Raw genomic sequence first — 26,814 nt, 5'->3', positions numbered from 1 at the left:
TCGCCCGAGCGCAAACAGAATAAGCCGGAGACGCCTATGAACGAACACCATTACCCGCATTGGCCGCCCCAGGTGCCGAAGCATCTGTCGTTGCCGCACACCAATATTTTCTATAACGCCGAAGTCTCGGCGGCGCGTTTCCCCGACAAGCCGTTCATCGTCTATTACGACACGCCGATCACGTTCGCGGAGTTCAAGGACGAAGCCGAGCGGCTCGCCGGTTTTCTGCAGCAGCAATGCGGCGTGAAAGCGGGCGACCGCGTGCTGCTCTACATGCAGAACAGTCCGCAATGGATCATCTCGTACTACGCCATTCTGCGTGCGAACGCGGTGGTGGTGCCGGTCAATCCGATGAACATGAGCGCGGAGCTCGCGCACTATGTCGAGGATAGCGGCGCGACCACGATCCTCGCGCCGCAGTGTCTGTTCGACAACGTCGAGCCGCTGATCGGTAATGGGCAAGCGCAGGGACCGGGCCAGGGGCTCGAACACGCGATCGTCGCGACGTATAGCGATTATCTGCGGCGGCCGTCGCCGGTCGCGGTGCCTGAGTTCGTCGCCGCACCGCGCAAGACGTTCGAGCGCGCGGGCGTGACCTCATGGCAGGACGCGCTCGATCGACGTATCGCGCCCGGTCCGCTCACCGCCGGCCCCGACGATCTGTGCGTGATGCCGTATACGTCCGGCACGACTGGCCGCCCGAAGGGCTGCATGCATACGCATCGCAGCGTGATGAGCACGCTGATCGGCGGCTGCGTGTGGTTCGGCTCGGCGGCCGACGGCGTGCATCTATCGGTGCTGCCGTTCTTTCACGTGACCGGCATGCAGGGCGGCATGAATAGCGCGGTCTATTCGGGTGCGACGATCGTCGTGATGTCGCGCTGGGATCGCGACGCCGCCGCGATCTGCATGCAGAAATATCGGGTCAGCGCGTGGCAGTCGATCTCGACGATGATGGTCGACTTCCTGTCCAACCCGCGGCTCGGCGAATACGATCTGTCGAGTCTGTCCGGCGCGCGCGGCGGCGGCGCGGCGATGCCCGACGCGATCGCGAAGAAGCTGAAGACGCTGACCGGGCTCGATTATGTGGAAGGCTACGGGATGTCGGAGACGATCGCGGCCACCCACATCAATCCGCCGCAGCGTCCGAAGCCGCAATGTCTCGGCATTCCGGTGTTCGACGTCGATGCGCGCGTGATCGATCCGGTCTCGTTGCAGGAACTGCCGCGCGGCGAAACCGGCGAGATCGTCGTCAACGGGCCGCAGGTGATGCGCGGTTACTGGCGCAATCAGAAGGCGACCGACGAGTCGTTCGTCGAACTCGACGGCAAACGTTTTCTGCGCACCGGCGACCTCGGCCATATCGACGAGGATGGCTACTTCTTCATGACCGATCGCCTCAAACGCATGATCAACGCGTCCGGCTACAAGGTCTGGCCGGCCGAAGTCGAGGCGCTGATGTACCGGCATCCGGCGATTCACGAAGTCTGCGTGATCGGCGTGAAGGACGAAAAACGCGGCGAGACCGTCAAGGCGCTGGTCGTGCCGACTCCGGCGCAGGCGGGCAAGATCGGCGCGCAGGAGATCATCGACTGGGCACACGAGCAGATGGCCGCGTACAAGGCGCCGCGGATCGTCGAGTTCGTCACGTCGCTGCCGAAGTCGGGCAGCGGCAAGATCCTGTGGCGCAAGCTGCAGGAAGAAGACGCGGCGCGGACCGAAGCGGCGCAGGCAAACAACGGAGGCGTAGCGCGATGAACTGGCTCGATAGACTGATGGACGAACCGTTCGTTTGTATCACCGACATGCTGCGGCGCTTCGCGACGGAGCGCGGCGAGCATGCGGCGCTGATCTGCGGCGACGAGGTGCTCACGTACGCGGCGCTCGATGCACGGGTCGACCGCTTCGCGGCCGCGTTGCAGCGCGACGGCATTCAACCGCGCGATGCGATCGCGCTGTGCGCAACGGCGTCGATCGATTACGCGGTGGCTTTTCTCGGCGGCTTGCGCGCCGGGGCAGCGGTGGCGCCGCTCGCGCCGTCGTCGAGCGCGGCGAGCCTCGTCGGCATGATCGGCAATTCGGGCGCGCGGCTGCTGTTTCTCGATGAGGAAGTGAAGCGTCTGCTCGAACCGGTCGCGGCCGAGGTCCGCGCGACGCCGGTCGCGCTCGACGCGCACGCGGGCAGCCTCGCGCTCGACTCATGGCTCGCGCCGGCAGGCACGCAGCCCACGCCCGTGGCGATCGATCCGGCGTGGCCGTTCAATATCATCTACTCGTCGGGCACGACGGGCACGCCGAAGGGCATCGTGCAATCGCACGGCATGCGCTGGGCCTATGCGGTGCGCAGCCGGGAGCGCGGCTACGGACCCGACGCGATCACGCTGATTTCCACGCCGCTCTATTCGAACACGACGTTGGTGAGCTTCATGCCGACGCTGACGTTCGGCGGCACCGTCGTGCTGATGCCGAAGTTCGACACCACGCGCTACCTCGAACAGGCGCAACGGCATCGAGCCACGCACACGATGCTGGTGCCGGTCCAGTATCAGCGCCTGATGGCAGATCCGGAGTTCGATCGCTATGACCTGTCGAGCTTCGAGGCGAAGTTCTGCACCAGCGCGCCGTTCGCGGCGAGCCTGAAGGCCGATATCGTGCGGCGCTGGCCCGGACGTCTGACCGAGTACTACGGGATGACTGAAGGCGGCGGCTCGTGTCAGCTGGAAGCCGACCGGTGGCCGGACAAGCTGCATTCGGTCGGCCGGCCGATGGAGGGGCACGACATCCGCCTGATCGACGAGCACGGCAAGGAAGTCGCGGTGGGCGAGGTCGGCGAGGTGGTCGGCCATTCGCCGGCGATGATGACCGGCTACTACCGTCAGCCCGACAAGACCGCCGAGGCAGAGTGGTACGACCCGAGCGGCAAGCGCTTTATCCGCTCCGGCGACATGGGCCGTTTCGACGCGGACGGTTTCCTGACGCTGCTTGATCGCAAGAAGGACATGATCATCTCCGGCGGTTTCAACGTCTATCCGAGCGACCTCGAAGGCGAGCTGCGTCAGCATCCCGACGTCGCGGACGTGGCCGTGGTCGGCGCGCAGTCGGAGCGTTGGGGCGAGACGCCGGTCGCGTTCGTGGTGCCGCGTCCGCATGCGCGGATCGACGAGGCCGCGCTGCTCGAATGGATCAATGCACGCGTGGGCAAGATGCAGCGACTCTCCGCGCTGACCTTTCTCGACCACCTGCCGCGCAGCGCTATCGGCAAGGTGCTGAAACGGGAGCTGCGCGAGCAGTTCTATCCCGCAGCGCGATAGGTTGCCGCTCGCGCGGCATGATCCGACGTTACATCGCATTCCATAACAATCTGCAATGGGACAACGCATGGACAATTTCGCAGGCAAGGTCGCGGTGATCACCGGCGCGGGCTCCGGCTTCGGTCGCGAGTTCGCGCGGCTCGGCACGAAGCTCGGCATGCGGCTCGTGCTCGCCGACGTGCAGCAGGACGCACTCGACGAAACGCTCGCCGAAGTCAGCGCCGCCGGCGCACAGGCGATCGCGCGCCGCGTCGACGTTTCAAAGGGCGATGAAGTGGACGCGCTCGCGCGCGCGACGCTCGACGCATTCGGCGGCGTGCATCTGGTGTTCAACAATGCGGGCGTCGGCGGCAGCGGCGGCCTCGTGTGGGAGAACACCGAGCGCGACTGGCAGTGGCTGCTCGGCGTCAACCTGTGGGGCGTGATTCACGGCGTGCGCGCGTTCACGCCGCTGATGCTCGAGCAGGCGCAGCGCGATGCCGGCTATCGCGGGCATATCGTCAATACCGCGTCGATGGCGGGGTTGCTCGCGCCGCCGCTGATGGGGCCGTACAACGTGTCGAAACACGCGGTGGTGGCGTTGACGGAATCGCTGTATCAGGATCTGTCGCTGGTCACGCAGCAGGTGGCGTGTTCGGTGCTGTGTCCGTATTTCGTGCCGACCGGCATCGCGAATGCACAGCGTAACCGGCCCAGCGAACTCGCGAACGACACGCCGCCGACGCTGTCGCAGTGCGTCGCCCGCGCACTGAGCGAGAAGGCGGTCAGCTCGGGCAAGGTCAGCGCGGAAGCGGTGGCGGCGCTGGTGTTCGACGCGATCCGCGACGAGCAGTTCTATATCTACTCGCATCCGCACGCGTTGAATGCGGTGAAGACGCGCGCCGAGGATATCGTCACGCCGCGCAATCCGACCGATCCGTTCGCGGAGCGGCCGCAGGTGCGCGAGCAGATCGTCGCGTCGCTGCGGGGGTAATAAGGCAGGGCCGGAGCAGGGCGAACGCGAGGGCGGCGATTCTGGCTGCCCGATGAACTGAAAAACAGGCTGAAAAGCTCGCCGCAAAAACAGAAAGCGCCGTGAATTTCACGGCGCTTTTTTATGCTTCGGATTCCGGAGAAATACTTACTTCGCCGCCGTCAACGAACTGAGCGTTGCCTCCTTCAACTGGCCGCCCTGAATCACCGCCGCGAGCGGGTTGCCGATCACGAAGCCGCCGCGATCGTCGACGCCGGTCACGCTCTGCGGATTGTTCTGCTGCGGCAGCGCCTTCACGGCCTTATCGAATTGATTGCGGATCGCGGTGGCGTCGCTGGTGGTGCCGGCGAGCTTCATCGCGAGCGCGGTCGCGTACACGGCCGTGTAGTTCAGCGACACTTCCTGGCTCGGATCGCGGCCGTTATGGGACTTGCGGAAGCGCTCGACGAACGACTTCGCGTTCGGCGTCGTGTCGTCGACGAGCGGCAGCACACCGATCGCGCCGTTCAGCGGCGTATAGCCGTTGGTCACCTTCGCGACTTCGTCGAGCTTCGCCTGGTCCATGATGATGAAGCCGCCCTTGAAGCCGAGTTCGCGCGCCTGCTGCGCGACCAGACCGGTCGGCTCCGACGGTCCGCCGATGAACATCACGTCGGGCTTCGCCGCGAGCACGCGGCTCACGCCGCTGTAAAAGTCGGTGGCGCGGTTATACGACATCGCGTTGTCGGCGACGATCGTGCCGCCGGCCGCTTCCCACGCGGGCTTGAACGCGGCAACCCAGACCTTGCCGTAGTCGGTATCGGTCGCGGCGAGCGCGGCCTTCTTGCCGTAGGTCTTCATTTCATACTTGATGAACGAGTCCAGATACGACGTGAAGGCTGGCGGAATCCGCACGGTCAGCTTGTTGCCGCGCTCGCTGATCTGCGGCACGCTCGTGTACGACAGCAGCAACAGCTTCTGCTGCTCGTTGCTGGTCTGCACCGCGAAGCCGCCGCCCGAATGCGGCACCAGCACGACCGCGGCCTGCTGTTCCTGGGCGAGACGGCGCGCGTTGATCGCGGTTTCGCTGGGGTTGTATTTGTCGTCGAGCGGGACGATCTCGAGCTTGATTTTCTTGCCCGCCACGTCGATACCGGCCTGGTTCACATCGGCGGCCGCCATCTGCATACCGTCGAGGACTTCCTGGCCGTATTTCGCGGCGCCGCCGGAGAGCGGGCCGGAGAAGCCGATGTGCACGACCTGCTGCGCCATCGCGGCGCCCGAGCCGAGCAGGGCGGTCGCGGCGGCGATCGCCAGCAAGCCGCTGCGAACGCGCAAGCGTTGTTTCGTCATACGTGTCTCCTTGGAAAGATGGTCCGGGATGGGTTCATGTCGGGCCGTACTCGCGCGCGATATGCGATGCGGCGTTAGCCGCCGACGTACGCGCGCCGTACCGCCTCGTTATTCATCAGACTCGCGTGATCGCCTTCGAGCACGATGCGGCCGTTCTCGATCACATACGCGCGATGCGCGATCTTCAGCGCCGCAAACGCATTCTGTTCGGCGAGCAACACGGTGGTGCCCGCGCGGTTGATCTGCTGGATCACGTCGAACACCTGCTTGACGACAAGCGGCGCAAGACCCAGCGACGGCTCGTCGAGCAGCAGCACCTTGGGCCGTGCCATCATCGCGCGACCGATCGCGACCATCTGCTGCTGGCCGCCGGACAGCGAACCGGCCGCGTGATCCTTGCGTTCGGCGAGCAGCGGAAAGAGGCTGAACACCTGTTCGAGATTGCGCCGGTTGCCGGCCCGATCGCCGCGATGCACGTACGCGCCGAGCGTCAGATTCTTCAGCACCGACATACCTGGAAACAGCTTGCGTCCTTCCGGGCACTGGATCACGCCGCTCCTGACGATCTGCGCGGGCGTCATACCGAGCAGCTCGCGATTGCCGAAGCGCAGGCTGCCGCCGGCCGCGCGGCGCAGGCCGCTCATGGTCAGGAAAATCGAGCTTTTGCCTGCGCCGTTGGCGCCGAGCAGCACGACGAGTTCGCCGTCGTCGGCATGCAGGTTGATGCCGTCGAGCGCGCGGAAACTGCCGTAATCGAGCGATACGTTGTCAAACTTCAGCATGCTCGCTCCCGAGGTAAGCGTCGATCACGGCCGGGTTCGCACGGATTTCGGCGGGCGTGCCCTCGGCGATCTTGCGGCCGTAGTTCAGCACCATGATGCGATCCGCGAGCTTCATGATCATGTTCATCTTGTGTTCGACGAGGCACACCGTGACGCCGTGCTTCACCAGCTTGCGGATCAGCTCGGCGAGGCCCTCGGTTTCCTCGGGGTTGACGCCGCCGGCCGGTTCGTCGAGCAGCATCAGGCTGGGCTCGGTGGCGAGCGCAAGCGCGAACGCGACGCGCTTGCGCTCCTCCTGCGAGATGTCGCCGGCAAGCCTTTCGGCCACCGCCGACAGACCGACGAAGTCGAGCGCTTCACGGGCTTTTTCGCGGCAGATGCGCTCCTCCTGCTGCAGACGTCGCGTATTCAGCAGCACGTCCCATAGCCCCGATTGCGTGCGCAGCCGATGACCGACGATCAGATTATCGAGCACGCTCGCGCGATCGAACAGCGCGGTCGACTGGAACGTGCGCGCCACCCCGAGCCGCGCCATGCGGTCCGCGCCGAGCTTCGTCACGTCTTCGCCGTTGAAGACGATCCGCCCGGAGCTCGGCAGATGGGTGCCGCTGATCAGGTTGAAGAAGGTGGTCTTGCCCGCGCCGTTCGGTCCGATGATCGCGTTGATCTTGCCGGCCTCGATGCGCGTGCTGACGTCGTCGACCGCGACGAGACCGCCGAAGCGCTTGCTGAGCGAGTCGATTTCAAGCATGACCGTCTCCATGCGTGGGCTGCGGCGCGCGCGACGCCTGCGCCGCGTTGACGCCGCCGTTCGGTGCCGCCGCGCGGCGCGCGCGCTTGTGCTTTCTCGACTGATACAGCCCGACGATACCGTTCGGCAGAAAGATCACCAGCAGGATCAGGATCGGACCGAACACGACGAAGCGGTATTCCTGCAGGAATTGCAGGTACTGCGTGAGCCACGGAATGATCAGCGCGCCGAGCAGCGGACCCGCGAGCGTGCCGATGCCGCCGACCAGCATGTACATCGTCATGTCGAAGGTATGGTCGACGCCCGCGAGGTCCGGTCCGAGAAAACGCACCGCACCCGCGTAGAGACCGCCCGCGAGTCCCGCGTAGATGACCGACAGCACGAACGCGAGCACCTTGTTGCGCATCAGGTTGATACCGAGCGATTGCGCGAGGCCGTCGCTATTGCGGATCGCCATGAAGGTGCGGCCGAGCAGCGAGTTGACGATGCGATGCATCAGCCACACGCCGAGCACCAGAAACGCGAAGGTCAGGTAGTAGAGCGCGCGCGGATTCTCGAACGACACGAGCCCGAAACCCGACGGCGCCGGAATGCCGATGATGTCCGTCACCCCATGCGTGAGCGAATCCCACTTCTCGATCACGAGAAACATGATGTAGCCGACGCACAGCGTGAAGATCGAAAAGTAGTGGCCGCGCAAACGTAGCGACACGATCCCGACCAGTGCGCCGAACACCGCGACCACCACGCCCGCCGCGACGAACGCGAGCCAGAACGGCACCTGGTGATCGACCGTCAGGATGCCGACCGTGTACGCGCCGAGCGCCATGAAGCTGCCGTGCGCGAGATTGAACTGGCCGGTGTAGCCGGTGATCAGGTTCAGACCCACGGTGGCCAGCGCGAAGATGTACGCGGTGGACATCACGGTGAGCATGTAGTCGTTGCTCGCGGCGAACGGAAACGCGAGCCCGAGCGCGAACAGCAGCGTCCAGCCCGTCTTGCCTTCGAATAATCTCATGATGCGCGCAGTTCCCTCGTGAAGAGTCCCTGGGGACGTACCGACAGAATCACCACCAGCAGCACGAACGCGATGATGTCCTTGTAGTCGGTCGAGATATAGAAGGCGCCGAAGCTCTCCGCCATGCCGATGATGAGACCGCCGACGATCGCCCCCGGCACGCTGCCCATGCCGCCGAGAATGATGATCACGAAGGCCTTCAGGATTACCAGTTGCCCCATCGCCGGATAGACGAGATTGATCGGCGCATAAAGCGTCGCGGCGACGGCGGCGAGCAGGCCCGAGATCGCGAACGTGAGCATCGTCACCTTGTTGGTGTCGATGCCCATCAGCGATGCGCCTTCGCGATCCTGCGCCATCGCGACGATGCTCGAGCCGACGACGGTGAAGCGGAGGAACAGTTGCAGTAGCACGACGAGGGCGAACGCCGCGCCGATGATCAGCAGCCGCTGCAACGGCGCGCTGACGCTGCCCAGATCGACGATGCCCGTGTAGGGTGTCGGCATGCGATGAAAATCGGCGCCCCACAATGCCTGTGCGCCGGCTTCGAGAAACAGCAGCAGACCGATCGCGGCGATCATCGGATGCAGTTCGGACGACTTGCGCAGCGGGTTGAAGACGAGGCGTTCGGCGAGAATCGCGAGCACCGCGACGGCGAGGCCCGAGCCGATCATCGCGACCCAGTAGTTCAGACCGAGCTTGCTGATCAGATAGAACGACACGAACGCGCCGACCATATAGAACGCGCCGTGCGCGAAGTTCGGCACCGCGAGAATGCCGTAGACCAGCGTAAGACCGAGCGCGACGAGGCTGTAAATGCCGCCTAGCGTCAAGCCGTTGAGGAGCTGCTGCAAGAACATATCCACGCTTCGACATCCTCCCACTGAACACACGGGGTGTGCATTGCGTTGGCTTCGATACATGCCGCGCCGCGAAGCGCGTCATGCACGCACGGAACGGTGGCCGCGCTGCACCTTCAAACCGGACGGCGGCTACCGATGCTTGAAAACGCAGCCCTTCGGTGTGAACTGCCGAACGCGAAGAGCAGCGGGGCGAGGGCAATTTGGCACGGGCGTTCACTTTTCGTCAATAGGTTTTTATGCCCGCATGTTCTGCATTGCAGATTATTGGGGAAGTCACTAAAGTTGTGACGGAAGATGATCGATGCGTACGGAAGCGCTGGCATGATGATGCGATGAGCCGCGCCAGTGCTTGCGATCACCGTGAATTGGATTGGCGGCGAACGTTCATGCGGAACAGATCGACATGCAGCGGATGCCGCCTTGGCAGCATGTTGAGCACGTTCGCATTCTGCAATGCAGAAGTTACTCGGGAGTTTCCCGAGGCTTTGCGAAGTCTCTTGCCGTCGCCATAGTCAGGCATGCGTTGCCTGCCTGTTTGTTTGCCTGTTTGTTTGCCTACTCATTTCGCCCGTTCACTCTCCTCGAAGGCCGCTCATGAATTCTCCGCTCGATATTCCCAGCGTTCGTCACATGGTGTCAGCCGAAGAGTGGCAGGTCCGCGTCGATCTTGCGGCCGCGTATCGGCTGGTTGCGTTGTTCGGCTGGGACGACCTGGTGTTCACGCATATCTCGGCGCGCGTGCCCGGACACGAGCACGAGTTTCTGATCAATCCGTATGGGCTGTTCTTCGAGGAGATCACCGCGTCGAGTCTCGTCAAGGTGAATCACGCAGGGCAGCCGGTCATGCCGACGCCGTTCGACGTCAATCCGGCCGGCTTCGTGATTCATAGCGCGGTGCACGACGCGCGGGCCAGCGTCAATTGCGTGCTGCACACGCATACGCCGTACGGTGTCGCGGTGGCCGCGCAACAGGATGGGCTATTACCGTTGTCGCAGCAGTCGGGCTTCGTGCTGACGAACCTCGCGTATCACGACTACGAAGGCGTTGCGTTGCGCGATGAGGAGAAGGCCCGCCTCGTTGCCGATCTCGGCAGCGCCAACTATCTCATGCTGCGCAATCACGGGCTGCTGACCTGCGGTCGCTCGGTGGCCGAAGCGTTTCAGGCGATGTATGTGTTCGAGACGTCGTGCAAGATCCAGATTCTCGCGCAGGCCGGCGGCCAACTGATCGAAGTGCCGCAATCGATCATCGCGACGATGGGCCAGCAGGCACGCGAGGTCAGCAAAGGGAAGGGTGCCGACCTGGTGTGGCCTGGTTTGCTGCGCCGACTGGCGCGGTGCAATCCCGGCTATGACGTATGAAGGCAGCGGATATCGCATGGCACGCTTCACTTCACGCGTCCTCGATTCAATGACGGTCGACGTCGACGTATCGACCTGAAGTGATTGAAGCAATGAAGGGCGGGGCTGCCGCAATGGCGGCCTCGTGAGCTTCCCGCTGCGTGGCAGTCTCAACCGCGTCACGACTAATCAGCGCTAGTCAACGATAACGCGCCATTCAATTGCGTGTCCTTTGCCATTCCTTGTCTTTGCCGAAGAGAGCCGATTGAATAGCGTCCGGTCTATAAAAAATCCAGTCTTTTCCGATATAAAGCGATCACTTTCATTCCCGTCCAATGCCGCTGTAGACGTGGCTTTAAATACCACCTCTAATATTTGTCAAATATCGTAAAACACTGATTACAAATGATCGTGTTGGGACTTGTCCGATTCAAAGCAAGACAGTTCGCAAGTTACGATGTAACCAAATGAAAGATTTGTGAGATTAATGCCCTGTCGGCGCGGAAACGCACGTCCGGAGTCTGTCGCATACGGGTTCGATAAATATCCATATTTGAATAACAGGTAATAGACGTGAATAAATCGTATCGCTGCATATGGAACGAGGCGTTAAACGCGTGGGTCGCGGTATCCGAACTCGTTACGCGCAGCGGCAAAAGCCAATCGGTGAAAGATAACACCCAGAGCATGCAATCAGCCGGCGCGATTTTCACCAGAAAGCCGCTCGTCGCGGCACTTGCCCAGCTTTCCCTGCTGGCGGTCGCGCCATTCGCTTCCGCGCAGGTCGTCATTCCGACGGGAACCGATATCGGCGGTTATCTGAATAGCGGCACGAACTGGTCCGCTTCCGCCTATCAATTCGCGATCAATTCCAATGCGACGTGGAATAGCGCCGTATCGATGAATTCGGCCGCGAAATCCACGCTTTCGCTGGACGGCAATGGTAATGCCATTACACGAGGTGGCAATCAGGTATTTAACCTGACCAGCGCGGTGGATGGTAATTCCATTACGCTATCCAATCTGACATTGGGACAAACCGCCAATTCGGCGTATGGCGTATTTTATGACAATGGCGGTACGCACACGTCGAATATCTATCTGAACAACGTTACGTTCGACGGCCTGCAGGGCGCATACGGCAACGTGTTCTATATGAGCGGCACCACCGGCAGCACGTTCATGAACGTGACCGCCGGTACCGGCGCGAATGGCGCGGTGTTCTCGAACAACGTGTCGACCGGCGACGGCGGCGGCGTCATTTCGCTTTACGGCGGCAACATGACGTTCAACGGCGACTATACGTTCGACTCCAATACCACCGACAACTACGGTGGTGCGATTGCGATGTATCAGAACACCGGCGTTCTGACGTTCAACGGCAACACCGTCTTCAACAACAATTCTGCCAGGAACTACTTCGGTGGCGCGATCGACATCTGGGGCGGCGCGTCGACGCTGACGTTCAACGGCGACACGACCTTCACGGGCAACCATGTGGTGACGTCGTCCACCGGCGCCGGCAATCCACGTGGCGGTGCAATCAACATCGGCTATCTGAGCCCGGGCTCGGGCGCCTCGGTGGTCGAGTTCAACGCTCCGGTCGTGTTCGACGGCAACTACGTCGTCTCGACCGGCGCGGGCGGCTCGGCTTATGGCGGTGCAATCAGCGCATACGGTAACGGCTCTTCGTACAATTATCAGTACCTGTTCAACGCCGCTGCGATCTTCAGGAACAACTACGCGATCAAGGCCGGTTCGGGCAGCGGCGCCGGCAATGGCGGCGCGATCTACTACGATTCGTCCGCGGCGCTGGTGAGCCTGTCGTCCGGTTCGCAATTCCTCGACAACTACGCGTCCACCAACGGTGGCGCGATCTATCTGCAGTCCGGCACGGTCGCGCTGAACGCGCTGAACGACAACATCGTGTTCCAGGGCAACAAACAGGGTGTCCAGTTCGACTCGTCGTATGCGCCCATCGCCGGCACCGGTACGCCGAACGCGATCTACCTCGGTTCGTCGGGCACGCTGAACCTGAACGCCAACGCCGGCTATCAGATCCTGTTCTACGACCCGGTCGGCTCGATCGCGGGTTCGACCGTCACGGTCAACAAGACGGGCGCGGGCGAGGTGGTGTTCTATGGCGACAACGGCGCGACGACGAACTACGACTCGGCCATCCAGGCCAACACATCGGTACAGGGCGGCACCTTCGTGCTCGCCGACGGCGTCAATTACGGCAGCACCTCGGGCGGTACCTTCACGATTACCACCGGCACCGATACGGACGGCAGCGCCACGGCCGGCACGCTGGTCGGCAACGACAACACGAGCGTGCGCGCGCAGACGCTGAATCTGCAAACGGGCGGCACGATCGACGTCGCGGGCGGTCTCTTCACGCTGGACGCGGCCAATATCAACGTGCAGGACGGCGGCCAGATCGCCGGCAGCGGCACGCTCGCATCCACCGGCAACATCACGCTCGGCGGCAACGCGATCATGAACGTCGACGCGGGCAAGACGCTGAACGTGACGGGTCTGCTCGCCGGTAGCGGCGGCCTCACCGCGCAGGGCGGCGGCATGCTCGAACTGTCGAACGGCGGCAACAGCTACACCGGCGCGACCACCATCTCGGCCGGTTCCACGCTGCTCGGCGGCGTCGCCAACGCGTTTGCCGCGAGCAGCGCGGTCGAAGTCGACGGCACGCTGGACCTCAGCCAGAACAATCTCGATCAGACCGCCAACGGTCTTTCCGGCACCGGCTCGGTGCTGCTCGGCTCGGCAGATCTGACCTCAGGCGGCACGGCCGCTACCACGTTCTCCGGCGTGATTTCCGGCACTGGGGCACTGACCAAGAGCGACGCCGGCACGCTCACGCTGTCGGGTGCCAACACCTATAGCGGCGGCACGACGATCGACGGTGGCACGCTGGTCGCGACGAACGGCAATGCACTCGGCAGCGGCGCGGTCGCCAATAACGGCACGTTGCAACTCGACTTCGCCGACAACGGCACGCTGGCCAACCAGCTCACCGGCACGGGCGCACTGTTGAAGACGGGCGGGGGCGCGGCCACGCTGAGCGCCGCGAACTCGTCGGCGGGTGCGGTCAACGTGACGGCCGGCACGCTGGCTTTCGATCAGAACGGCGTGTTCTCCGCGGACAGCCTGACGACCGCCAGCGGCGCGACGACGACGCTCGGCTTCAACTCGCAGCTGGAGATCGCCAACGCGCTCACGCAGTCCGCGGATTCGGTTCTCAACGTCAATGTCGGCGGTCAGAACGCGCCGCTCATCTCGGCGGACTCGGCGACGCTCGGCGGCACGCTGAACGTCGCCGGTTTCAGCTCGTCGGCGCCAGCGTCGGTCAGCGCGGCGGAGGATTCGACGTACGCCATCATCAGTACCACGAATGGTATTACCGGCGACTTCTCGTCGGTCAGCGTGGGCGGCGCAACTGCTCCGGTCGACTACCTCACGGTTGAAGCGCGCAAGAGCGCGGACAACCTGAGCTACGGCGTCGGCTTCGGTCTGACGTGGGACGCGGGCACGACCAACGGCAACGGCACCTTCACGCTGACGGACGCGTCGGAAGCGTTCAATGCCGACGTGGTGCTGGCGGACCAGGCGGCCTCGGCAACGGGCTGGAACGGCAAGGACCTGACCAAGAACGGCGCGGGCACGCTGACGCTGTCGGCGCAGAACACCTACACCGGTGCCACGACGATCAACGGCGGCACGCTTGCCACCGGCACCGAAAACGCGTTCGCCGACAGCTCGTCGGTGACGGTCAACGAAGGCGCGACGCTTGCGCTGAACGGTTTCTCGCAGACGGCGAACAACCTGTCGGGGGCGGGCACGATCGACCTCGGCTCGTCGTCGTCGGCAGTGCTGACGGCGAACGAGAGCTCGGACGCGACGCTGTCGGGCACGATCGAGGGCGCGGGTAGCCTGGCGAAGACCGGCGCGGGCACGCTCACGCTGAGCGGCACGAACAGCTACTCCGGCGGCACCACGATTGCGGAAGGCACGGTGATCGGCTCGGCGACGAGCTTCGGCTCGGGCGGCATCGTCAACGACGGCGCGCTCGTCATCGACCAGCCGAGCGCGGCCATCTTCGCCAACGCGATCGACGGCACCGGCAGCCTGACCAAGACCGGCGCGGGTTCGCTGAAGCTGACCGGCAACAGCAACCTGTCCGGCGCGACCACGGTCGCCAGCGGCCTGCTTAGCGTGAACGGCTACCTCGGCAATTCGGCGGTCACCGTGCAGAACGGCGCGACGCTCGGCGGCAACGGTACCGTCGGCGCAACCCGCATCGAATCGGGCGGCACGGTGTCCCCGGGCAATTCGATCGGCACGCTGAGCGTGAACGGAGACTTCTCGCAAGCGGCGGGCTCGACGTATCACGTCGAGGTCGATCCGGCCTCGGGCAGCAGTTCCGACAGGATCGTCGTGAACGGCGCGGCCACCATCGAGTCGGGCTCGACTCTCGAGGTGCAGAAGATTGCTCCGGGTGCGTATCCGGTCAACGCGGAATACACGGTACTGAGCGCAACCGACGGCGTGACCGGCACCTATGCGCTGACGGGCGACGTGAACGGCGCGTTCTACGCGCTGACCGATGCGTACGACGCCAATAATGTCTACCTGAAGGCCGTGAAGGTTCGCAACTTCGTCGACGCGGCGAAGACGCGCAACGAAATCGCCACCGCGGGCGCGTTGCAAACCCTGCCCGACGGCAATCCGATGAAGGACGCGGTCAGCATGCAGAGCAACGACGACGATGCGCGTCACGCGTTCAACCAGCTGTCCGGCGAACTGCATGCATCGGTCAAGACTGCGTTGATCAACGACAGCCGCTACATCCGCGATACGGCGATCAGCCGCGTGCGCCAGAGCTTCTGTGCACCGGGCGCGGGTAACAGCATTGCGACGGCCGGCGGCGCAAGCGCAGGGTGCTCGGGCAGCGAATCGCAACCCGCGGTGTGGGCACGTGCGTTCGGCGCGTGGGGCGATACGGATGGTGACGGCAATGCCGCCCGTCTGCGTCAGACGACCGGCGGGTTCATGATGGGCACGGATACGCTCGTCGGTGGGCGCTGGCGCGTCGGTGCGCTGGCCGGTTACAGCAACACCAGCCTCAACGTCGACGAACGCAATTCGTCGGCCAGCAGCGACAACTATCACGTCGGCGTCTATGGCGGCACGCAGTGGGGCAACCTCGGCTTCCGCACCGGCGCAGCGTTCTCGTGGCACTCGATCAGCACCGCGCGCTCGCCTTCGTTTGTCGGCTATTCGGACAATGTGAACAGCGACTACAACGCCCGCACGACCCAGGTGTTCGGCGACATCGGCTACCGCTTCACGCTGCCGATGGCGACGATCGAGCCGTTCGCGAACATCGCGTATGTGAACCTGCGCAACAGCAGCTTCAGCGAGCAGGGTGGCGCCGCGGCGCTGGCCGGCCAGTCGGGCACGACCAATACGGCGTTCTCGACGCTGGGCGTGCGCGGTTCGACCGATCTCGCGTTGGGCAGCAAGACGAAGGTGACGCTGAACGGTTCGCTTGCGTGGCAGTACGCATTCGGCAATACCGTGCCGGAATCGACGCTCGCGTTTGCCGGCAGCGATCAGTTCACGGTCGGGGGTGTGCCGATTGCGCGCAACGCGGCGCTGGTGCAAGGTGGCGTGGATTTCCACGTGACGTCGTCGGCCACGCTGGGCCTGAACTACGGTGGCCAGTTCGGCGGCGGCACGACGAGTCAGACCGTGCAGGGCACGTTCAAGGCGACGTTCTAAGCGGGGGCAAAGCCTCGCGCGCTGGTTTCGCTTTCTTCGGCTTCCTTCGGCTTTCGAGCTGGTCGAGCCGAAGGAAGCAGCTAGCGTTTTTCTTCTCTCCGCCGCATCGATCCACGGGCGACGCAATGCCGATCAGGCTTGCGTCGCCCGTTTTTGTTTGCGCGCTTGCTGGGGCATCGGCGCCGTTCAGAAGGTGTGGCGAATACCGATGCTCGCGCCGGCCGTCGTGCCGGTCGGCAGATCCAGCGCGTTGTTGACCGACAGCCCGGTATGCATGCCGCCGTGATTGGTCACGAAGCCGACCTGCGCATACGTGATCGTGGCCTTCGACAGCGAGTACTCGAGTCCGGTCGACGCGAGGATCGAATTGTTCGCTCCGTCGTTCGCATCGCGCGTAACCCACACACCCGCATCGATATTCAGTGCCGGCGTGATGCCGAAGCTCGCGCCGCCCGAGTAGACGCGATTGTTGAACGAGCCCGCGACCTTGTACTGAGTGTATGAGGCCTTCAGAGTCAATCTGTCGAAGGTATAGCGCGCGCCAAGTGTGCGACCGACGAATTCGACCACGCTCGGAATCGCGATCGACGCGGCGCTGCCGCCCGCGTTGCCGCTGTACAGCGCGCCATCGAGCGTCAGGCCGCCGAAGTGGTAACGCAGACTCGCCGAGTACTGGCGACCGGCCTGGAAGTCGCCGGCGGTACCGCCGAACGCGAACATGCCGCTGGCCTGCAAGCCGGCGATTTCCGGCGACGTATAGGAAATGCCGTTGGGGTTGAACAGACCCGTCACGTAGACGTTGTTCAGATAGGTGACGAGGCCGCTGCCGAAATAGGCCATTTCGCGCGGATCGGAGTCGTAGACCGACAGGAAGAACGGCGAGAACTGCAGACCGGCCTTGACCGTGCCGTAGCGGCTATCGATGCCGACCCACGCCTGGCGGCCGAACAGATTGCCGTTCGAGTTGTTCAATCCGCCATTGGCCACGCTGAAGCCGCTTTCGAGCTGGAAGATCGCGCGCATGCCGCCGCCCAGATCTTCGGCGCCGCGCATGCCGAAGCGCGAGCCGGTTAGCCCACTATCGGTAAACGCGTACTGATGACTGGCGCTCTGGCCGGTCGTCGTATTGAGCGTCTTGTTGGTATAGAGCAGCGACGCATCGACGATGCCGTACAACGTGACGCTGCTTTGCGCATTGGCATGCTGAGCCGTGCCGAACGCACATGCACCCATCAAGCCAAGAATGGCTCCCACCCTGTTGCGATGACTGACCGGCATGCTGCGTGTCTCCTTGTTTTTACGTTATCGGACAAACGGTGAAACGGGTGCTGCGCGGCGCGGTTCCGACGGGCCATGGCACACGCCTTCGCAATCGGCAAGGAATGCGAACTATCGGTGAATGACCGGGGACGTGGGGCGGGTCGAACGCGCTTCTTGTGTGAACTGAGTTCCTGATGACGAATGATTCGTGAATGAGTCGTGGTATGGACTCGATCCGATTTGCCCGGGGAATGCAGGCGCAATTTCGCACGATCGTTCGGACTGTGTCAACGAGGGAAATCGCCTGAAAAACTGCAATGCAGGCCTGTTAAGGGAAAACACCTAAAAACAGCTGCGGCGTTTTATTTCCGGAGTAAGTGGCTGTAATGGATAGAGAATTTTTAATTAATGCATTGAAAGGAAGATGATTTGCCAGCGAAGTCTATTCTGCATTGCAGAATAGAGGTATTGCCGGCATGAGTCGGCAACCGATGCCTATGCCGCAATGATTCTGCGCATCGGCATTGCCATTCACGCCGATATCCCACATTTCGCTTTTTGGCTGTAAGCTCCCGTTGACGGGCTCGCGTGGGAGCTACGCGGCCCGTTCTGATGCACACGATTCGCAGACGGACTCCAACTTATTAGCAATTCTCTACAAGGGATATCAGTTATGAAGAGCTTCGCCATCAAACGAATCATGCTTGGGATTTCGGCAGTGGCCCTGATGGCCGGCACGATCCCGTTCGCTGCCGCGCAGGGCACGACCGATGCCGCCGCGCAGCCGGAAACGAGCACCGCGAAGCCGACCAAGGCCGAGCGCAAGGCGGCCCGCAAACAGGCCCGCGCGAAACGCAACGCCGAATTGAAGAAGCTGGAAGACGCGGGCTACCAGCCGGCGGCTAACGACCCGAACTATCCGAGCAAGCTGCAGCAGGCCGAAAAGAAGGCCGGTACCGGCGCAGCGGCAAGCCAGTAATTGCCGTCGACTCGCCCGGCGCGACACATTTATGACAGATGGCGCGCCGGGTGTTTTGCGGAGTTCACCACGGTGTCCGTTTAGCCGCGCTTCATCTCTCGCCGTTCACCGCGATATCGCGCCACGCGTATTTACACGCGTCTCGATGTGCTAATCCTCGGCTTTCGTTTGCGATTCAAATGCGCCTGTTATGCGCATGCCATTTGCCGGCGCGAATAATTGCCCGGCCATGAGGTTCAATGTAGAATTTGCCGCAATGCGCCCACCGCTGGCGCTGCGCGGTATTCAGGCGCGATTTTGAAAACGCCAAGGGCCAATCAGGAAGGTGCATCGTGGATAGTCTAAAAGAAGACTTTGAAAAGAACGGTTTTGCAATTCTTCCGGGTTTTTACTCGGCTCAGCAAATAGACGCCGTGGTCGATTCGATTGCGAAACGCAAACTCGAACGACCGATGAACGTGACGATCGATCTGCTCGATACCGGCGAGCGCAGTCTGCTCGGTCTGCTGACGCCGAAAGAAATCGAAACGCGGCGCATGAAGATCAACGATCTTTACCTGGACATGACGGATGTCCGCGAGCTTGCGCTTTCGGAGCGGATCGCACCGGTACTTCAACAGCTATTCGATCAGTCTCCGGCGCTCTGCAACAGTCTTTACTTCGAAAAGGGCAGTCAGCAGCCGGCCCACGTCGATTCGATCTACATGACGCCGACCACGCCGGATCATCTGATTGCGATCTGGGTGGCGCTCGAAGATGCGCACGTCGACGCGGGGCAGCTCGAATACTATCCGGGCAGCCACAAGATCGAGCCGATGATTTTCAGCAACGGCCTGCGGCACTTCGTGCCCGACGAAATGCCGAAATGGCACGCTTACATCGAGGAAGAAGTCGCTCGGCGCGGCTTCGAAAAACAGGTGTTTTCGGCCAAAAAAGGCGACGTGCTGATCTGGCACGCGAATTTGCTGCATGGAGGCGGTCCGATTGCCGACCCGGCACGCACGCGCAAGTCGCTGGTGTTCCACTATTTCTCCGCACAGGACGCGACGAAGCTCGAAATGACGCTACGTCCGGTGTCGTGCGGATTCTGGATCGATCGTCCGATCCAGCAGGTGCCCGAAGAGGCGTTCGATCGCGCGCGTTTCGAAGAGGCGTATCTGGCGAAATATCCGGATGTCGCGCAAGCCGTGAAGGACAACACGTTCGTTTCCGGCACACAGCACTATCAGCTCTTCGGTAAAGCGGAAGGCCGTTCTGTCTGAACGGCTCGCGGGTCGGACAACGGCACTTCGCGCCAGTAGCGTGTCGCCGAGGCCCGGCCCCGAGAAAAAGATACTGCGCATACGGCATCCCATTGCCAGCGCAGATAAAAACAGGATTGCTTCTCGCTCACTTCATGCTTTAGGGCCTTTCCGGCCGCCGCTTCCGAATCGGTTACGCTTTGCCATCGGCAACATGGGCGGCAACGCACGAGATCATGGCAACGAAGCATGAAGTGAAGCGCTACAAGGCAAATCTCTCCGACGAGCTGCATAGCGCCGCCCTCTACGAGACGCTTGCGAGCGTCGAGAAAGACATGACCCGCAAGCAGGTCTACCAGGATCTGGCCCAGTCCGAACACAGTCACGCGCAAGTGTGGGCCGATAAGCTCAAGGCTAACGGCATCGAACCGAAAGGGCACGGTCATGCGGTGAAGACGCGTCTGATGAAGAACCTCGTGCGTCTGTTTGGCGCGAAATTCGTGCTGCCGACACTCGCCGCCGCCGAATACGCGGACCGCAATAAATATCAAGGTCAACAGGATGCCGGCCGTATGTCGGCCGATGAGCACCATCACGCGGCCGTCGTGCAGACGCTCGCGGGTGGCGGCGACCCGAGTCTCTCGCCGGGCGCGCGCATCGCCGCCGCCGAGTCGTGGCACAAGAGCGCGGCATCGGGCAACGATCTGCGCGCCGCGGTGCTTGGCGCCAACGACGGTCTCGTGTCGAACTTCTGTCTGATCATGGGCATCGCCGGCGCGGGCACCGGCAACAAGGCGATTCTGTTGACCGGTCTCGCCGGGTTGATCGCCGGCGCGTGTTCGATGGCGCTCGGCGAATGGCTGTCGGTCACCAATGCACGCGAACTCGCGAGCACGCAGATTGCTAAGGAAGCCGAAGAAATCGACGAGCAACCGGAAGCCGAAGAGCACGAACTCGCGTTGATCTACCGCGCGAAAGGGCTCGATGCGAACGAGGCGAAACGCGTCGCCTCGCAGATGATGCGCAACAAGGACAAAGCGCTCGACACCCTTACGCGCGAGGAGCTTGGGCTCGATCCCGCCGAGTTGGGCGGCAATCCGTGGTCGGCGGCGGCCGTGTCGTTCTGCCTCTTTTCGCTCGGCGCGATCTTTCCGGTGATGCCGTTTCTGTGGACTCACGGTGTCAACGCGATCGTGCAGTGCGTCGTGCTGAGCATGCTGGCGCTGGCGTCGATCGGTGTCTTCACGTCGTTGTTCAACGGCCGCAGCGCCGGGTTTTCGGCGCTGCGGCAGATCATCATCGGTTTGATTGCGGCGGGATTTACATTCGGCGTCGGGCGCTTGCTGGGCGTGTCGATTTCCTGAGCGCCGACGCAACCTGGCTCCGTTTCACAATGCCGAGGAGGGCGCTTTAGTGCGCGCTGCCGGCGAGTGCCGTGAGGATCTGATACGCGGCCGTCACACGTGCTTCGAGCGGAAAATTGCGGTTCGCGAGCATCACGATGCCGAGTCGCTTTTCCGGCACGAACGCGACGTACGTACCGAAGCCGTTGGTCGAGCCGGTCTTGTTGATCCAGACGTTCTGCTGCGGCGGCAGCGGCGGTTTGATTTCCGTCGCGGGCATTCCGTTTGAAACTACTTCCGGCGAATTGCCCGCCTGCAAGGCCTTCAGCGCAACCGGATACGGATACTGTTCCCAGATCAGATCCTGTGTGAAGGTGCTGGCCTGAAAGTAACCGGTGTGCGTCGCGGTGATCGCGCGCTGGAACGTGCTGTCGATCGGAATCAGGTTCATGTTCGCCTGCACGAAACGCAGCAGGTCCGGCGCGGTCGTCCTGATGCCGTACGCTTCCGCGGAGATCACGCCGCCGGTCAGGCGGGTCGGTGTGCCGTCCTTAGTGTAGCCCTGTGCGTAGTCCGGCATTTTTGCCGCCGGCACATGTAGATAAGTACTCGTCATGCCGAGCGCGGGAAACACGCGTTGCTCCATCAGCGCGGTGAAGTCCTGCCCCATGCTCTTTGCAGCGATCAGGCCGAGCGTGCCGATGCCAGGATTCGAATAAGTGCGGAAAGTACCCGGCGGATGAGCGGGTTGCCAGTTGCTGAAGTACTGCAGCAATTGCGCGTTGTTATGGATGTCGTCGGGTACTTGCAACGGCAAGCCGCCCGGCGTGTGCGTGCCGAGATTCAGCAGGCTGACCTTGCCGAACGGGCGGCCTTGCAGCGTCGGCAGATAGCGCTCGGTGCCGTCCGATAGCGACAGCTTACCGTTCAGTTGTGCATAGGATGCAAGCGTCGCCGTGAAGGTCTTGCTGACGGAGCCGATTTCGAACAGCGTGTCGCGGGTGACAGGTTTGCCGGTCTGCGTCGATGCGACGCCATAGTTGTACACGTACGGCTTGCCGTTTTCGATCACGCCGACCGCCATCCCGGCGATGTGGTATTGCGCCATCAGCGGGCGGATCGCCGCATCGACGGTGGGTTTGATCGCATCGGTGCCGACCTCGGCCGCGCGACTGGCAGGCGAGGTCGTGCTGAGCGCGAACAGCGCGAAAGTGGCGGTCGTGATGAGCTTGAGTGTTTTGGACTTCATCGGCAACGGTTCCTTGAGCAGAGTGGAGCGGAGTTGAGCGGTACACCAGGTGACTGCTTGTGCAGTCGGTGACGCAGCACTATCCGGCTTTTACGATCCGCTGACAAACGAGGATAAGTTGCGCGACGCTAAAGAAAAAGTTATGGGCGCGAGCATGCGGGCAGATGCGATGCCTTGCAGATGCAAATGTTCATGAGTTCGCTCGACGCGTCGTTCACGCTAATCCGCACGGTCAGTCGCGAGCCTACGTTTCAACGTGTCGATCAGCGCACGTACCTTGGCCGGCGGATGACTGGTCGGCGGAAATACCGCCTGGATGCTGGCCGGTGCGGTCGACCATTCGGGCAGCAGCCGGATCAGTCGGCCCGCGGCGATGTCGTCGGCGATCGAAAAGTCCGTGAGCAACGCGATGCCGCCACCCGCGAGCGTTGCCGCGCGGCACGCATCGGCGGTGTTGACGAGTAGCGCGGCTTCGCAGCGCACGCTTGCGGACTTGCCATCGACGTGGCGCAATTCGAGCGTCAACGGCTTCGGCAATACCGATAGCGCGCAATAGGGCAGTGCGGTCAACTCGGATGGTGAGCACGGCATCGCCACCGTTTGCAGGAATGCGGGACTAGCCACCAGCCATTTGACGAAACTGCCCAGTTTCACCGCGCGATAGTTCGAATCCGCGAGTCGCCCGAGACGGATCGCGATGTCGATACCCTCGGCAATCAGATCGACGTACCGGTCGTTGCTCAGTAACTCGACATCGAGCTGCGGATGCGTGCGGCGCAATTCGACCAGCGCCGGCGCGACGACGAGCGTACCGTAATCGATCGGTGTACTAACACGCAGCGTGCCGCGCAGCGCCGACGTTTCCGCGCCGAGCGCATTCAATGCTTCCTCTGCCGCATGCAGGATCTTCACGCTCGCGTCGTAAAACGCGCGGCCCGCTTCGGTCACGCCGAGCCGCCGCGTGGTGCGCACGAGCAGACTCGCGCCGACTTCGGCTTCGAGCCGCTGCATATGCGTGCTGACCATCGTTTTGGCGAGTCCGAGCCGCGTGGCGGCAGCGCTCAGCGAGCCCGCATCGACTACCGCGACGAAGATCGCGAGACGGTTGAGGTTGACGTTGCGCACATCGGCCATGATCGATTGTCCATCTTCGCTTGACTGTGTTTCCCGGATTATCGGGCTTCCGCGCGGCGATGCCTACGCTTTATCCTCGTCACATTCCTTCATCGTATGCATCACCGCACGCGGAGTCCGTCATGTCTGCCACCCAAACTACCCAGCACACTCAAGCCACTAAACCCGCGCAACCGATCAAGCTGTATACCACGCTGCTTTCCGGCCACGGTCATCGCGTGAAGCTGTTTCTGTCGCTGCTCGATCTGCCGTTCGAGATCGTCGAGCTGAACATGAAGGCCGGCGACAACCGCAAGCCCGAGTACCTTGCGCTGAACCCGTTCGGTCAGGTGCCGACGATTCAGGACGGCGAGGTGACGCTGTTCGATTCGAACGCGATTCTCGTTTATCTGGCGAAGCGTTACGGCGACGCGTCTTGGCTGCCGGAGGATCCGCTCGGCGCCGCGGCCGTGCAACGCTGGCTGTCGCTTGCGGCCGGACAGATCGCTTATGGGCCGTGCACCGCGCGGCTCGTTACGGTGTTCGGCGCGCCGCTCGATCACGAGCGCGCGAAGCAGATCGCGACGAAGCTGTTCGACGTCGTCGACAAGGAACTCGCGGACAAACCGTTCGTCGCCGGCGAGCACGTGACGATCGCCGATATCGCCGCGCACACGTATATCGCGCATGCGCCGGAGGGCGGGGTGTCGCTGGAGCCGTATCCGCACATTCGCGCGTGGCTGCGTCGTGTGGAGGCGCTGCCGCGTTTCGTTGCGATGCCGTCGACGAAAGCGGGATTGCTCGCTGCGTGATCGTGTTTCTGTGTTTTCGTCATTGCATAGGAGTCCAATCATGTCCGACTTCATGCCGCTGGATGGCTGGGGCACCGGGACGTCGCCGTTTCACGCCGGCGAGCAGGCTGCCCAGCAACGCGCGGGTGTGCGCGATGTGGCCGAGGCGATCGGACGTCGCGGGATTCGTCGCTTCATGCCCGAACAGCATCGCGAGTTCTTCACGACGCAGCCGTTTATCGTGCTCGGCGGCGTCGATGCGCAGGGCCAGCCGTGGGCGACGTTGCGAGCGGGCGCGCCGGGCTTCGTGTCGTCGCCGGATGAGCGGACGCTACGCATCGACGGCGGTGAATTGGCCGGCGACCCGCTCGCCGGTGACTGGCACGCAGGGTCGATGCTCGGTGCGCTGGGCATCGAGCCGGCTACGCGGCGACGCAATCGCGTGAACGGCGTGGTGCGCTCCGTGGACGGTGGGACGTTGCAGATCGACGTGATGCAGAGCTTCGGCAATTGTCCGAAGTACATCCAGAGCCGTACGCCGTCGTTTATCGAGCAGGATGCGAAGAGCCCGCGCTCCGATGCGCACGCGCAAGCGGAAAGCGTCACGCAGTTGAGTCAGGCGGACCGCGAATTAATCGCGCGCGCCGATACGTTCTTTATCGCCAGCGCAAATCTGAGCGAGGAGGCAGGGCTCGCGCGAGGTGTCGACGTTTCGCACCGCGGCGGCCCGCCGGGCTTCGTTCGCGTCGACGACGCGACTACGCTGACTACCCCCGATTACAGCGGCAACCGCTTTTTCAACACGATCGGCAATCTGCTTCACGACTCGCGCGCCGGCCTGCTGTTTATCGACTTCGAGAGCGGGGATCTGCTGCATCTGGCCGTGCGAGCGGAGATCGTCTGGGATGGCACCGAACTCGATGCATTCGCGGGCGCACAGCGGCTGGTGCGATTCAAGGTGACCGGCATACATCGCAGTCGTGGCGTGCTGCCGTTTCGCTGGTCTGAAGCTCAATTGGCGCCGCAGTTTACGGCGAAGGCTCGGGCAAGCGTATGAGGCTTTACCGGTGGTTTTGTCGTTATCGCGTGAACCTACGGCTACCGGTAATACGCCGTTATATGTACTTCCTCACAAGTTGAGCTGGACGGAATTCGGTAAAAATTATCAACCGTGTGGTTGAGCAACACGAAACCGGTCAGATCGGCTGTTATCGAAGAGCCTGTCCCTGGTTCGCGTCGACGGCAGCATCACCGGGACTTCATAACGGCCATAGCTGGCACGCCGTATGCGCAATTGAAACCGGTGAGGCGGACGAGCCATGGGGTTGGCTACTGCGATTCATAATTTGACATAACATAATTTATCAACATTTTTCGTCAGCCGATCATCGTCCGACACCCCTGTTTTTCGCCAAACTCAAGCACAAATCCACTTGCCCAAATCAAATTCAATCAGAGCCTAAACATAGCCAAATCGATTGAGAGAAAATCAATTTACCGTTCGGTAAGCGCGTTCAAATGCTTCATGGCGATGTGTACGCTGGTGTACATTGCCCCAAACGGGTAAAGCATAATTTTCATACGGGTCGTCCATCAAAATACGAAGGGAATTCATCGCTATGCAATCCCTGACAGACGTGCGTGGTCACACAGTAGCAAAACGGATTCGAATCGACAAAAGCGTCGCTTTGAAGTCATTTCATGACGTGATTCCGCTGCAAACAATTGCCGAAATAAACGAGGTCATCGACCATTCGTTCGGCAACGTGCCACAGCGTTCTCAATCGGGCGCGAAGATTGCCGAGATACTGCGTCGAGGCGAAGCGTTCCGGGAGCTCGAGCAGAAAATCTGCGCGAATACGCGTGCGCTGGTCGCCGAAGGCGGTCAGACAGATTTACCGACGGAGCCATTTCACGTGCTGCGGTGCTCCAGCATCGCCACGCTAGCGGAAAGTCATTGCCGTCATTACGACTCGCATCTGCTGACGCTGTTGATTCCGCTGCAACTCGCGCCCGACGGCGTCCACAACGGCGACCTCGTGATGTACCGCAAGCCGCGCCTGTCGGTCACGACGCTCACCAACGTGATCTGCAAGCTGCGTCACGGTTTCCTGCGCAGTCTACCGTTCAACTGGCGCAGCTGGCACACGCTGCACGACCTGCGCGTGGGCAACTGCAGACGCATTCCGGTGCAGGTCGGTAGCGTCTATGAGTTCAATGGATTTGCACTCCAGCACGCGAATCTCGACGTGCAGGACGGGCAGCGCCGCACTTTGCTGATCCACTACTACGATCCCGGCCATTCGCTCGGACTGAGCGAAATGCTGCGGCGCGGACGCATCCGTTGAGCGCCGTCGCGCAGGACTGAATTCGCCCGCTCCTACCGCTCGATTCCGCAGGCGCACATCGCGAGAGCCTTCTATTCCGCAATGAATAGGAGGCCTTGCGATCCGCAGTCCGCGAATCGTCTCTCACGCGCGCGGCACGCCCGACCCAATGCGAGCGTGCCGCGCGTTGCCCCTGCCCGCTCACCGACGCCCGCTGCGGCGAACATTTCCTTTGCTTTTAAACCGGCCTACACTGAATTCAGACTTTCTTCCGCCACACGTTATTTGTCGCTGTGGCCGTTGCTGTACGCGATGAAAGCGCTGTTTGTCGTGCTTCGCGA

The 26,814-nt window shown here is 62.4% G+C and carries 18 protein-coding genes and 1 pseudogene; 11 read left to right on the top strand and 8 right to left on the bottom strand.

From position 1 onward, the window contains the following. Positions 1 to 36: 36 nt before the first annotated feature. The 3 genes from HHL14_RS26145 to HHL14_RS26135 all read left to right on the top strand — a co-directional run bounded on the left by HHL14_RS26145 (position 37) and on the right by HHL14_RS26135 (position 4,284). Positions 37 to 1,758 carry a long-chain fatty acid--CoA ligase gene (locus HHL14_RS26145; RefSeq protein WP_169500482.1) on the top strand — a complete coding sequence of 574 codons (1,722 nt, stop codon included), beginning with the start codon at positions 37 to 39 and terminating at the stop codon, positions 1,756 to 1,758. Beyond that, the gene (locus HHL14_RS26140; protein ID WP_230413203.1) at positions 1,755 to 3,311 is read left to right on the top strand and encodes a class I adenylate-forming enzyme family protein; all 1,557 of its coding nucleotides are present in this window, start codon (positions 1,755 to 1,757) and stop codon (positions 3,309 to 3,311) included. Before HHL14_RS26145 ends, HHL14_RS26140 begins: the two co-directional genes overlap by 4 nt. 67 nt (positions 3,312 to 3,378) lie before the next feature. Beyond that, on the top strand, positions 3,379 to 4,284 hold the full coding sequence (locus tag HHL14_RS26135) for an SDR family oxidoreductase (protein WP_169500481.1): 906 nt from the start codon (positions 3,379 to 3,381) through the stop codon (positions 4,282 to 4,284). Positions 4,285 to 4,431: 147 nt separating this feature from the next. Here HHL14_RS26135 and HHL14_RS26130 read toward each other — a convergent pair whose 3' ends face one another. The 5 genes from HHL14_RS26130 to HHL14_RS26110 all read right to left on the bottom strand — a co-directional run bounded on the left by HHL14_RS26130 (position 4,432) and on the right by HHL14_RS26110 (position 9,027). After that, a complete protein-coding gene (locus HHL14_RS26130; RefSeq protein WP_169500480.1) occupies positions 4,432 to 5,616 on the bottom strand; it encodes an ABC transporter substrate-binding protein in 1,185 nt (394 codons plus the stop codon). A 74-nt stretch (positions 5,617 to 5,690) separates the two neighbouring features. Beyond that, positions 5,691 to 6,398 carry an ABC transporter ATP-binding protein gene (locus HHL14_RS26125; protein WP_169500479.1) on the bottom strand — a complete coding sequence of 236 codons (708 nt, stop codon included), beginning with the start codon at positions 6,396 to 6,398 and terminating at the stop codon, positions 5,691 to 5,693. After that, positions 6,385 to 7,149 carry an ABC transporter ATP-binding protein gene (locus tag HHL14_RS26120; RefSeq protein WP_169500478.1) on the bottom strand — a complete coding sequence of 255 codons (765 nt, stop codon included), beginning with the start codon at positions 7,147 to 7,149 and terminating at the stop codon, positions 6,385 to 6,387. The genes HHL14_RS26125 and HHL14_RS26120 overlap by 14 nt, the downstream gene beginning before the upstream one ends. Continuing rightward, positions 7,142 to 8,167, bottom strand: a complete 1,026-nt coding sequence (locus HHL14_RS26115; protein WP_169500477.1) for a branched-chain amino acid ABC transporter permease — start codon at positions 8,165 to 8,167, stop codon at positions 7,142 to 7,144. The genes HHL14_RS26120 and HHL14_RS26115 overlap by 8 nt, the downstream gene beginning before the upstream one ends. Continuing rightward, on the bottom strand, positions 8,164 to 9,027 hold the full coding sequence (locus tag HHL14_RS26110) for a branched-chain amino acid ABC transporter permease (RefSeq protein ID WP_206002522.1): 864 nt from the start codon (positions 9,025 to 9,027) through the stop codon (positions 8,164 to 8,166). The genes HHL14_RS26115 and HHL14_RS26110 overlap by 4 nt, the downstream gene beginning before the upstream one ends. A gap of 597 nt (positions 9,028 to 9,624) precedes the next feature. On the opposite strand from HHL14_RS26110, the gene HHL14_RS26105 reads away from it, so the two are divergent. Continuing rightward, complete coding sequence (locus tag HHL14_RS26105) at positions 9,625 to 10,392, top strand: class II aldolase/adducin family protein (RefSeq protein ID WP_169500475.1); 768 nt, start codon at positions 9,625 to 9,627, stop codon at positions 10,390 to 10,392. Between the two features lie 552 nt (positions 10,393 to 10,944). Next, positions 10,945 to 16,170 carry an autotransporter domain-containing protein gene (locus HHL14_RS33845; protein ID WP_169500474.1) on the top strand — a complete coding sequence of 1,742 codons (5,226 nt, stop codon included), beginning with the start codon at positions 10,945 to 10,947 and terminating at the stop codon, positions 16,168 to 16,170. A 186-nt stretch (positions 16,171 to 16,356) separates the two neighbouring features. Here the strand turns inward: HHL14_RS33845 and HHL14_RS26095 are convergent, their stop codons facing one another. Further along, positions 16,357 to 17,448, bottom strand: coding sequence for a porin (locus HHL14_RS26095; RefSeq protein WP_407945307.1), 1,092 nt, complete (start codon positions 17,446 to 17,448; stop codon positions 16,357 to 16,359). 655 nt (positions 17,449 to 18,103) lie between these two features. Between HHL14_RS26095 and HHL14_RS26090 the strand changes: the two genes are divergently transcribed. From HHL14_RS26090 to HHL14_RS26080, 3 genes are all read left to right on the top strand, one after another. Continuing rightward, on the top strand, positions 18,104 to 18,409 hold the full coding sequence (locus tag HHL14_RS26090; RefSeq protein WP_206002519.1) for a hypothetical protein: 306 nt from the start codon (positions 18,104 to 18,106) through the stop codon (positions 18,407 to 18,409). Positions 18,410 to 18,741: 332 nt separating this feature from the next. Next, positions 18,742 to 19,671, top strand: coding sequence for a phytanoyl-CoA dioxygenase family protein (locus HHL14_RS26085; protein ID WP_169500473.1), 930 nt, complete (start codon positions 18,742 to 18,744; stop codon positions 19,669 to 19,671). A gap of 215 nt (positions 19,672 to 19,886) precedes the next feature. Further along, positions 19,887 to 21,014 (top strand): VIT1/CCC1 transporter family protein, encoded by a 1,128-nt coding sequence (locus HHL14_RS26080; RefSeq protein WP_169500472.1) that lies wholly within the window; start codon positions 19,887 to 19,889, stop codon positions 21,012 to 21,014. Between the two features lie 46 nt (positions 21,015 to 21,060). Here HHL14_RS26080 and ampC read toward each other — a convergent pair whose 3' ends face one another. Together ampC and HHL14_RS26070 are read right to left on the bottom strand one after the other, a co-directional pair. After that, on the bottom strand, positions 21,061 to 22,242 hold the full coding sequence (ampC, locus tag HHL14_RS26075) for a class C beta-lactamase (protein ID WP_169500471.1): 1,182 nt from the start codon (positions 22,240 to 22,242) through the stop codon (positions 21,061 to 21,063). A 219-nt stretch (positions 22,243 to 22,461) separates the two neighbouring features. Beyond that, positions 22,462 to 23,376 (bottom strand): LysR family transcriptional regulator, encoded by a 915-nt coding sequence (locus tag HHL14_RS26070; RefSeq protein ID WP_169500470.1) that lies wholly within the window; start codon positions 23,374 to 23,376, stop codon positions 22,462 to 22,464. A 122-nt stretch (positions 23,377 to 23,498) separates the two neighbouring features. Here HHL14_RS26070 and HHL14_RS26065 point away from each other — a divergent pair, with 122 nt between their 5' ends. The 3 genes and pseudogenes from HHL14_RS26065 (at position 23,499) to HHL14_RS26055 (ending at position 26,494) form a co-directional block, all read left to right on the top strand. Further along, positions 23,499 to 24,167 carry a glutathione S-transferase family protein gene (locus HHL14_RS26065; protein ID WP_169500469.1) on the top strand — a complete coding sequence of 223 codons (669 nt, stop codon included), beginning with the start codon at positions 23,499 to 23,501 and terminating at the stop codon, positions 24,165 to 24,167. A gap of 40 nt (positions 24,168 to 24,207) precedes the next feature. Continuing rightward, positions 24,208 to 25,197: pseudogene (locus tag HHL14_RS26060) on the top strand (pyridoxamine 5'-phosphate oxidase family protein); the annotation flags it as partial. 637 nt (positions 25,198 to 25,834) lie between these two features. Beyond that, a complete protein-coding gene (locus tag HHL14_RS26055; RefSeq protein WP_230413201.1) occupies positions 25,835 to 26,494 on the top strand; it encodes a hypothetical protein in 660 nt (219 codons plus the stop codon). The last annotated feature ends 320 nt before the right edge of the window (positions 26,495 to 26,814 follow it).

Origin of the sequence: Paraburkholderia antibiotica (genome assembly GCF_012927125.1) — a bacterium.
Lineage (GTDB): Bacteria > Pseudomonadota > Gammaproteobacteria > Burkholderiales > Burkholderiaceae > Paraburkholderia > Paraburkholderia antibiotica.
The sequence above is the reverse complement of the archived record's forward strand: the minus strand, read 5'-3'. Positions and strand labels throughout refer to the sequence as shown.

Excerpts from the sequence above, each read along its gene's own strand:
- HHL14_RS26145 (WP_169500482.1), top strand. The coding sequence starts at position 37 with ATGAACGAACACCATTACCCGCATTGGCCGCCCCAGGTGCCGAAGCAT.
- HHL14_RS26140 (WP_230413203.1), top strand. The coding sequence starts at position 1,755 with ATGAACTGGCTCGATAGACTGATGGACGAACCGTTCGTTTGTATCACC.
- HHL14_RS26135 (WP_169500481.1), top strand. The coding sequence starts at position 3,379 with ATGGACAATTTCGCAGGCAAGGTCGCGGTGATCACCGGCGCGGGCTCC.
- HHL14_RS26130 (WP_169500480.1), bottom strand. The coding sequence starts at position 5,616 with ATGACGAAACAACGCTTGCGCGTTCGCAGCGGCTTGCTGGCGATCGCC.
- HHL14_RS26125 (WP_169500479.1), bottom strand. The coding sequence starts at position 6,398 with ATGCTGAAGTTTGACAACGTATCGCTCGATTACGGCAGTTTCCGCGCG.
- HHL14_RS26120 (WP_169500478.1), bottom strand. The coding sequence starts at position 7,149 with ATGCTTGAAATCGACTCGCTCAGCAAGCGCTTCGGCGGTCTCGTCGCG.
- HHL14_RS26115 (WP_169500477.1), bottom strand. The coding sequence starts at position 8,167 with ATGAGATTATTCGAAGGCAAGACGGGCTGGACGCTGCTGTTCGCGCTC.
- HHL14_RS26110 (WP_206002522.1), bottom strand. The coding sequence starts at position 9,027 with ATGTTCTTGCAGCAGCTCCTCAACGGCTTGACGCTAGGCGGCATTTAC.
- HHL14_RS26105 (WP_169500475.1), top strand. The coding sequence starts at position 9,625 with ATGAATTCTCCGCTCGATATTCCCAGCGTTCGTCACATGGTGTCAGCC.
- HHL14_RS26095 (WP_407945307.1), bottom strand. The coding sequence starts at position 17,448 with ATGCCGGTCAGTCATCGCAACAGGGTGGGAGCCATTCTTGGCTTGATG.
- HHL14_RS26090 (WP_206002519.1), top strand. The coding sequence starts at position 18,104 with ATGAAGAGCTTCGCCATCAAACGAATCATGCTTGGGATTTCGGCAGTG.
- HHL14_RS26080 (WP_169500472.1), top strand. The coding sequence starts at position 19,887 with ATGGCAACGAAGCATGAAGTGAAGCGCTACAAGGCAAATCTCTCCGAC.
- ampC (WP_169500471.1), bottom strand. The coding sequence starts at position 22,242 with ATGAAGTCCAAAACACTCAAGCTCATCACGACCGCCACTTTCGCGCTG.
- HHL14_RS26070 (WP_169500470.1), bottom strand. The coding sequence starts at position 23,376 with ATGGCCGATGTGCGCAACGTCAACCTCAACCGTCTCGCGATCTTCGTC.
- HHL14_RS26065 (WP_169500469.1), top strand. The coding sequence starts at position 23,499 with ATGTCTGCCACCCAAACTACCCAGCACACTCAAGCCACTAAACCCGCG.